The 8,134-nt window shown below is 67.1% G+C and carries 7 protein-coding genes; 3 read left to right on the top strand and 4 right to left on the bottom strand.

All coding sequences use genetic code 11. The annotated features are described in order from the left end of the window. Nucleotides 1-1,246: cystathionine beta-synthase (locus AC2VON_RS04955; RefSeq protein WP_486951944.1), on the bottom strand; the 1,246-nt coding region annotated here is incomplete at its 3' end. Nucleotides 1,247-1,485: 239 nt separating this feature from the next. Here AC2VON_RS04955 and AC2VON_RS04950 point away from each other — a divergent pair. After that, a complete protein-coding gene (locus tag AC2VON_RS04950; protein WP_486951943.1) occupies nt 1,486-2,463 on the top strand; it encodes an SGNH/GDSL hydrolase family protein in 978 nt (325 codons plus the stop codon). A 131-nt stretch (nt 2,464-2,594) separates the two neighbouring features. Beyond that, nucleotides 2,595-3,812 carry an acetyl-CoA C-acetyltransferase gene (locus AC2VON_RS04945; protein ID WP_486951942.1) on the top strand — a complete coding sequence of 406 codons (1,218 nt, stop codon included), beginning with the start codon at nt 2,595-2,597 and terminating at the stop codon, nt 3,810-3,812. Between the two features lie 774 nt (nt 3,813-4,586). Here the strand turns inward: AC2VON_RS04945 and AC2VON_RS04940 are convergent. Both AC2VON_RS04940 and AC2VON_RS04935 read right to left on the bottom strand, forming a co-directional pair. Next, nucleotides 4,587-5,798, bottom strand: a complete 1,212-nt coding sequence (locus tag AC2VON_RS04940; protein ID WP_486951941.1) for a PPE family protein — start codon at nt 5,796-5,798, stop codon at nt 4,587-4,589. A 75-nt stretch (nt 5,799-5,873) separates the two neighbouring features. Next, nucleotides 5,874-6,752 carry a PPE family protein, SVP subgroup gene (locus AC2VON_RS04935; RefSeq protein ID WP_486951940.1) on the bottom strand — a complete coding sequence of 293 codons (879 nt, stop codon included), beginning with the start codon at nt 6,750-6,752 and terminating at the stop codon, nt 5,874-5,876. 311 nt (nt 6,753-7,063) lie between these two features. Between AC2VON_RS04935 and AC2VON_RS04930 the strand changes: the two genes are divergently transcribed. Then, complete coding sequence (locus AC2VON_RS04930; RefSeq protein ID WP_486951939.1) at nt 7,064-7,930, top strand: class II glutamine amidotransferase; 867 nt, start codon at nt 7,064-7,066, stop codon at nt 7,928-7,930. Nucleotides 7,931-7,982: 52 nt separating this feature from the next. Here AC2VON_RS04930 and AC2VON_RS04925 read toward each other — a convergent pair. Further along, the coding region (locus tag AC2VON_RS04925) for an alpha/beta-hydrolase family protein (protein ID WP_486951945.1) at nt 7,983-8,134 on the bottom strand (152 nt) is incomplete at its 5' end.

Below are 8,134 nucleotides of genomic sequence, written 5' to 3'. Positions count from 1 at the left end.
GACTCATGTGCTGAGCCACCGCGTCGGCGAGCTTGGCGCGACCCTCGAACACCGCGGACAGCAACTCGCGCTCGGACACGCTGCCGGCCACCTCACCGGCCATCACCGGCGGCTCGGCACCGACGACGGGCATCTGGGATACCCCGTATTCACGCAGGATCCCGATGGCGTCGCGCACAGTCTCGGACGGGTGGGTGTGCACCAGGTCGGGGAGCACACCGGACTTGCCGCGCAGCACGTCGCCGACCGTGGGCTGTGCGGTCGACCCATCGAGCCGGGAGCGCAAAAACCCGTACGACGACATCCAGGCGTCGTTGAAGATCTTCGACATGTAGCCGCGACCGCTGTCCGGCAGCAATACCACGACCAGCGCGGCCGGTCCGGCTTTCACAGCGACTTCCACCGCGGCGACCACAGCCATCCCGCACGAGCCTCCGACCAGCAGCGCCTCCTCGCGAGCCAACCGCCTGGTCATGTCGAACGAGTCGGCGTCGGACACTGCGATGACCTCGTCGGGTATCTCCGGGTCATAGGCTTCCGGCCAGAAATCCTCGCCGACCCCCTCCACCAGATACGGGCGACCGGCCCCGCCGGAATACACCGAGCCTTCGGGGTCGGCACCGATGATCCGCACCGGTCCCTGTGGTCGGGCACCGGAGACCTCCTTGAGGTAGCGGCCGGTGCCCGTGATGGTGCCTCCGGTTCCGATGCCGGAGACGAAATGGGTGACCTTACCGTCGGTGTCGGCCCAGATTTCGGGGCCAGTGGTCTCGTAGTGGCTGGCCGGGCCCTGCGGGTTGGAGTACTGGTCGGGCTTCCAGGCCCCGGCGATCTCAGTGACCAACCGGTTGGAGACGCTGTAGTAACTGGCCGGGTCGTCCGGCGGCACCGCCGTCGGGCACACCACCACCTCAGCACCGTAGGCGCGCAAGACGTTCTGTTTGTCCTCGCTGACCTTGTCGGGGCAGACGAACACGCACCGGTAGCCGCGACGCTGCGCTACCAGCGCCAGGCCCACACCGGTGTTGCCCGAGGTGGGTTCGACGATGGTGCCGCCGGGCCGCAGCTGCCCACTGGCCTCGGCGGCGTCGATCATCTTCACCGCGATGCGGTCCTTGGAGCTCGCACCGGGGTTGAGATACTCGACCTTCGCCGCCACCATGCCCGCCCCGGCCGGGACGACCGAGTTCAGCTGGACCAGTGGGGTGTTGCCGATGAGTTCACTGATGTGGCGTGCGATTCGCATGCCGTCATCGTCTCAGGTGATCTGCCTACTGGGCCAATTGTTCAGCCGGTGACCTCGCGAATGTATCCGCCGATCTGGCGCAGCGAGCGAGTGGCCGTCGGCACGAACGGCGCGGCGATCTGGAAGGAATGTAAGAATCCACTTCGATATTACTTCGACATTATATTGCGCCCTCATCGTAACCAGCCCGGTGTAGGCAGCGTCGGCAACACAGCGCCAACGCTGCCTAGACTGCCAACATGGCTGTGCATCCACCGCGACGATCAGCGATCATGCTGGTCATAGCGGGTGCGCTGGCATCGACCGGCACAGTCTATGTAGGCATTCGCAACCTGCTGGCCGGCCAAGCCGACCAGGCGCGCAGGATCATCCCGAAGGCCTGGGACATCCCACCCCGTGCCGACGGCGTATACCCGCCCGAGGGCGGGGCGGTCGAACGATGGCGGCACGGCACGCCCGTCGGCCTGCACCTGATGGTCTTCGGTGACTCGACCGCGACCGGGTACGGCTGCCACAGCGCCGACGAAGTCCCGGGCGCGCTGATCGCCCGGGCGCTCGCCGGGCGGACCGGCAAGCGGGTCCGGTTGAGCACCAAGGCGATTGTCGGCGCAACCTCGAAGGGATTGTCCGGTCAGGTCGACGCGATGTTCGTCGCGGGGCCGCCACCGGACGCGGCGGTGATCATGATCGGCGCCAACGACGTCACCGCGCTCAACGGAATCAGCAGCTCAGCACGCCGGCTGGGCGCGGCGGTGGGCCGGCTGCACGCCGGCGGCGCCGTCGTGGTCGTGGGCACCTGTCCGGATTTCGGGGTCATCACCTCGATTGCGCAGCCGCTGCGCTGGGCGGCGCGCGCCCGCGGCCGCCGGCTGGCGCGCGCCCAGGCGGTAGCGGTCAAAGCGGCCGGCGGCATCCCGGTTCCGTTCGCCGACCTGCTGGCACCGGAGTTTCAACAGGCACCCGAACTGCTGTTCTCCGAAGACCAGTACCATCCCTCCGCAGCCGGGTACGCGCTGACGGCAAACCAGTTGATCCCGGCACTCCTTGTCGCCCTGGGCGAGTACTCGGGTCAATCCGCTGACCCGGTGGCTGCGCTGCCGTGGACTCCGACTGCCGCGGACACCGTTGCACGCCGGACCCAGCTGCTGGCCGTGTCGCGGCTGCAGCGGCGACCGACCACCGGGGTGCCTGCTCCCGTCGTGACCGCCGGCAGGTAGGGGCGGGGCCCGCTGCGCGGCCCGCATCGTCGCCGGGCTTGACCCGATTGCCCAGCTCCTCACCGGCCCGCTGCGCGGCCCGCATCGTCGCCGGGCTAAATTCGGGGCCATACTCGAATGGAGGACCCACCGTGCCCGAAGCCGTCATCGTCTCAACCGCCCGTTCCCCGATCGGCCGCGCGGGCAAGGGGTCGCTGGTCAGCATGCGGCCCGACGACCTGGCGGCGCAGATGGTGCGGGCCGCCCTCGACAAGGTACCCGCGCTGAACCCGCACCAGATCGACGACCTGATGATGGGCTGCGGCCTTCCGGGCGGCGAGTCCGGTTTCAACATCGGCCGCGTCGTCGCCGTCCAGCTGGGCTACGACTTCCTGCCGGGCACCACCGTCAATCGCTACTGTTCGTCGTCGCTACAGACCACCCGGATGGCCTTCCACGCGATCAAAGCCGGAGAGGGCGACGCCTACATTTCGGCCGGTGTGGAGACGGTGTCGCGTGCCGGCAAGGGCAGCTCGGACTCGTGGCCGGACACCAAGAATCCACTCTTCGACGAAGCGCAGAAACGTTCCGAAGCCGCGGCCGCCGGTGTCGATGAATGGCATGACCCGCGTAGCGACGGCACCCTGCCCGACATCTACATCGCGATGGGCCAGACCGCCGAGAACGTCGTGCTGCTGACCGGCATCAGCCGCGAAGACCAGGACCAGTGGGGGGTGCGCAGCCAGAACCGGGCGGAGGAGGCGATCAAGAACGGGCACTTCGCGCGTGAGATCTCACCGGTGACACTGCCGGATGGAAGCACCGTCAGCGTCGATGATGGCCCGCGGTTCGGTACCACCTACGATGTGGTCAGCCAGCTCAAACCGGTGTTCCGGCCCAACGGCACCGTCACCGCCGGCAATGCCTGCCCTCTCAACGACGGCGCGGCTGCGGTGGTGATCACCAGCGACACCAAGGCCAAGGAGCTGGGTCTGACGCCGCTGGCCCGGATCGTCGCTACCGGGGTTTCCGGCCTGTCCCCGGAAATCATGGGGTTGGGTCCGGTTGGGGCGACCAAGAAAGCGCTGACCAACGCGGGCATGTCGATCTCCGACATCGACCTGTTCGAGATCAACGAGGCGTTCGCGGTGCAGGTGCTCGCCTCGGCGCGTGAACTGGGTATCGACGAGGACAAGCTCAACGTCTCCGGCGGGGCGATCGCGCTCGGCCACCCGTTCGGCATGACCGGCGCCCGCATCGCCGCCACCCTGCTGAACAACCTGCAGACCCACGACAAGACGTTCGGGCTGGAAACGATGTGTGTGGGCGGCGGGCAGGGGATGGCGATGGTGATCGAGCGGTTGTCGTGATCGGCGTCGCCGGCTACGCCTCAGGTACCGATGCCGCTAGCGCGGGCAGGAAGACCGGCTGAGGCGAGATCCCATATCGTGGGCTGGCCCGCGGCGATCTGCATGCGTGAGCAGCGGTAAGTGGGGAGATCCACGCCCTCGACGGGCTGCCAGCAACGGCCCACCCGCAGAATCTCGCGCGTGTCGGCGTTAACTTCTTGTTAACATGTGAACTTCTTGTTACGATGAATGTCATCGCCTGGTCTAGCCGTCGCGAGGAGGATGTTGATGAGCCTACACGTCACGACACGGAGGCCCGTTCGCAAATTAGCGCAACGCGTACTGATCGCCAGCGCCGGTGTGCTGGTCATCTTGAGCGCCGCTGGCGGTAGCGACTTGCTGGGACAAGCCCACGCGGACAGCCCGCAGTGCGTCGCCGACTCGGCAGATCCATGCCCGCCCTCGCAGGACGGGTCGGCCGATTCGCTAGCTCCGCCCCGGCTGCAAACTACCAGTGAACCCCAGGGCCAACACCATCGGCAGGTCGTTTGCCAGCCAACCGGGAAGTTCGGGACATTTTGCAGTTATGTGAACTGATCACCACCGTTGTCCCGATGTCGCCGATGCCTCCAGGCGCTCGCGACAGGTCCGTCCACCCGAGTGGTGGACGGAGCGCCGCCGCCAGCAGGTGACACCAGATCCGCTACCGGTAATCCGGGCTGATTTCCGCGCGACGCGGTGGGTGGGAACGGGCTTGCCAGCTAACCGAAATGTCGTTAGCTGCGGAACTACGCGTCAGGCGAGAACCTGTTTAGGCATCACGGTCGGCTTGAACCCGTACCGGGGAGCGCCGAAACCGAAGCCGCCACGGCCGCCCGCGGCCATCGGGCCCATCCCGGCCGGCACGGCTGCCACCTGCGTGCCCTCTTCAGCGGCGGCGGTCCAGCCGCTGCCCGCCAACGTCGCCGTCGCCGACTCGCTGACCGCCGGAGTGGCCGCCGACCAGGCGGCCGGCACCGAGAGACCACCGACGGAGGCCGTCCCACCCAAGCCCGCCGCCACCGGCGCTGCGCCGAGGGCGCCTACGCCCGTCACACCCGTCGAGCCGACCGAGCTCGCCAGGACGGTTCCCCCCGTCACGCCGGCACCGAGTGACGCGGCGCCGCCCGCGCCGGTGACCGCCGAGAAGGTGGCGAGGGTTTTTGCAAGCAGTATTGAGGTAGGGATGGCCATCGGAACCCACCATCCCGCACTGTAGAACGTGTTGTTGATGGTGTCTGCAACGACCGGGATGGCGAGGAAGCTGTTGATCGAATCCGCCATTCCCGCGAGGCCCGACGCACCGCTGCCGCTTGCCAGCGGGGACGACAGGCTGCCGACGGCGCTATGCAGGCCGGAAATCAGCTGTGACAGCTCCGTCTGCAGGCCACCGGTGCCAGCCCCACTGACTGCCGCCGCCTGAGCGGCGATGCCGGACGGATTGGTGGTCAGCGCCGGGGAGGTCAGCGGCTGCAATTTCCCGGCGACCTGCGAGCTACCGGCGTAGCCGTACATGGCGGCGGCGTCCTGGGTCCACATTTCGGCGTAGTGAGCCTCGGTGGCCGCGATCGCCGGCGTGTTTTGCCCCAGGACGTTGGTCGCGACGAGGTTGGCCAGCAACGCCCGGTTGGCCGCGACGATTTCCGGGGGCACGGTCATCGCGAACGCCGCTTCGTAAGCGTTGGCCGAGGCCATGGCCTGGTTGGCCGCATGTTGGGCGGCCACGGCGGTGTTGCTCATCCATCCGATGTAGGGTGCCGTGGCGGCTGCCATCGAGGCGGACGCCGGACCCCGCCATTCGTCACCGGCCAGCGTGGTGATCAACGTCTGGTAGGCCGATGCTGCCGAATCGAGCTCGGCGGCCAGGCTGTTCCAGGCCTGTGCGGCAGCCATCATCGGCGCCGATCCCGCGCCGGTGTACATCAGCCCGGAGTTGACTTCCGGGGGTAACGCTCCGAAATCAAACATTGCTCCAGCTCCGTGTTCTTTCAAATCCCGATGCCTGTTAACTGGCCGTGACCGCTTGCAGGCGTGTTGCGCTTTCTAGACAACCGCCGGCTTGGGCATGACGATGGGCTTGACGCCGTAGCGCGGCACACCAAAGCCGCCGGACTTCCCGGCGCCGGGCAGGAACGGCATCCCCGACGGCACCGTGGACACCGGCGCGTGCGCGGCAGCCGCGGGCGCAGTGGCCCAGCCCGTGCCCACCAACGTCGCGGGGGAAGGGCCGCCCGCCGGTGCGATGCCGGTGGCCCAGCTGGGCGGCACCGACAATCCACCGACCGCCGATGCCTGGCCTAGCCCTGCCGACACCGGAGCCCCAACGAACCCTGCGCTGCCCCCCGGTCCCACGGCCCCTGCCAGCACTGCACTCTCCAGGCCGGCTGCCGGCAGCACTTCCGCGGCCGTATTGGGAAAATTGAGAAGACCACCACCTGCCAACCCGAGCAGGTCTGACGAGCCGGCGGCCCAGTTTCCAAACGCGATGTTCCCGATAGTGGCAGGACTCCCGGACGGGCCCAGCGGCCCGGAGGCGCCCAAAAATCCCCCGAGGCCCGACGAACCCGATGAGGAGCTGGAGCCCAACAGCGCACCGATGAGTCCGGAGAACCCGGACCCAGACGAATTGGCCGTGGCCGCATTCATAGCTTCGGTGGTGCCGTAGGAGCCCGCGCTGGTGCTCAGCGCGTTCACAAACATCTGGTGAATTGCCGTAGCTTGGGCGCTGACCTGCTGGTACAACGCCCCGTAGGCGGAGAACAGCGCCGATTGCAGCGCTGATACCTGATCGGCGGCCGCGGGAACGACGCTTGTGGTCGGGGCTGCTGCGGCCGAGTTCTGAGCGGTCACCGCTGAGCCGATACCTTCCAGCTGGGCGGCGGCTGCAGATAGTGCTTCACACTGTACGGTCACAAATGTCATGAATTCTCCTCAATAAAGACACGACCATTCGAAATCGGCAGCCACGCTGCACTCGTCATGAGCTTTCCAGAGACTTGCTGGAGAAAATGGTGGAGTAACGGTCTTTTAACGGCCACAGCGGACTGTTTACACGTTAGTAGCACGCAAGGTCAGCTGCGAATGTCGTGGTAATTATTCTGTAACGACGGCGTCGCGCAGCATTAACGTCAGAATTTCGTGCGGCCAGCAGATTGGGGGTGACGCACGAGCTGCCATGGCCGGCATCTGTCTGCTCACGGTGATCCCCGACCGGCACTGGTAGCCTGACCCGGATGTGCCGACTCTTTGCCCTGCACGCCGGGACGAACGTGGTCAAGGCCACGTTCTGGCTGTTGGACGCTGCGGACAGCCTGGAGGTGCAGAGCCGAAGAAACCCCGACGGCACCGGCTTGGGTGTGTTCGACGCGCACGGGCAACCGGAGCTGCGCAAGCAGCCCATCGCGGCGTGGCAGGACACCGATTTTGCCACCGAGGCGCATGAGATGACCGGTACCACGTTCGTGGCGCATGTGCGGTATGCGACCACCGGCTCGCTCGACGTGGTCAACACCCACCCGTTCTGTCAGGACGGCCGGATCTTCGCCCATAACGGTGTGGTGGCCGGTCTGGATCTGCTCGACGAGCGGCTGCACCAGGTCGGGACCGCCGGCCTGGTGTTGGGCCAGACCGACTCCGAGCGGGTGTTCGCACTGATCACCGCTGCCATCCGAGCGCGCGACGGCGATGTGACGGCCGGCCTGGTCGACGCCGTGCGATGGCTGGCCGCCAACGTGCCGATCTTTGCGCTCAACGTGTTGTTGAGCACGGCCACCGACATATGGGCGCTGCGCTACCCGGAGCCCAACGAACTGTATATGCTCGACCGCCGCGATGGCGCACTGCCGGCAGGGCTAGCGTTGCGCAGCAAGCGTATTCGGGCACACGCCGAGCAACTGGCGGGGCGATCGGCGGTGGTGTTCGCCAGCGAGCCGATGGACGACGACTCGCGCTGGCAGCTGATCGCGCCGGGCGAGTTGATCCACGTCGACGCCGGGTTGCACATCACCCGTGATGTGGTGTTCCCGGATCCACCCGCGCATCAACTGCGCCACGAGCACCTGAATTCGACAGCAACGGCAGCCCAGCACCCGATGGTGTGAACGGCTACATCGTGATCCTGGCCGGAATCGGGGTGCTTGCCGACCTCGGTTGCTAGGCATTCTCGTCGGAGTGCAGCAGCGGGCGCAGCCTCGCGGTCTTCTCCGCCGTCCAGCCCTTCGGCTGCAGCACCGCCGCCCAGGCGTTGGCCACGTCTTTGACGTAGTGATGGCCGTGCCCGGACGGCACGTCGACGGCGACCGCCA

Source organism: Mycobacterium sp. TH-M82, from assembly GCF_057473605.1.
This window is presented reverse-complemented; position numbering and strand designations above follow the sequence as displayed.

Excerpts from the sequence above, each read along its gene's own strand:
- AC2VON_RS04930 (WP_486951939.1), top strand. The coding sequence starts at position 7,064 with ATGTGCCGACTCTTTGCCCTGCACGCCGGGACGAACGTGGTCAAGGCC.
- AC2VON_RS04935 (WP_486951940.1), bottom strand. The coding sequence starts at position 6,752 with ATGACATTTGTGACCGTACAGTGTGAAGCACTATCTGCAGCCGCCGCC.
- AC2VON_RS04940 (WP_486951941.1), bottom strand. The coding sequence starts at position 5,798 with ATGTTTGATTTCGGAGCGTTACCCCCGGAAGTCAACTCCGGGCTGATG.
- AC2VON_RS04950 (WP_486951943.1), top strand. The coding sequence starts at position 1,486 with ATGGCTGTGCATCCACCGCGACGATCAGCGATCATGCTGGTCATAGCG.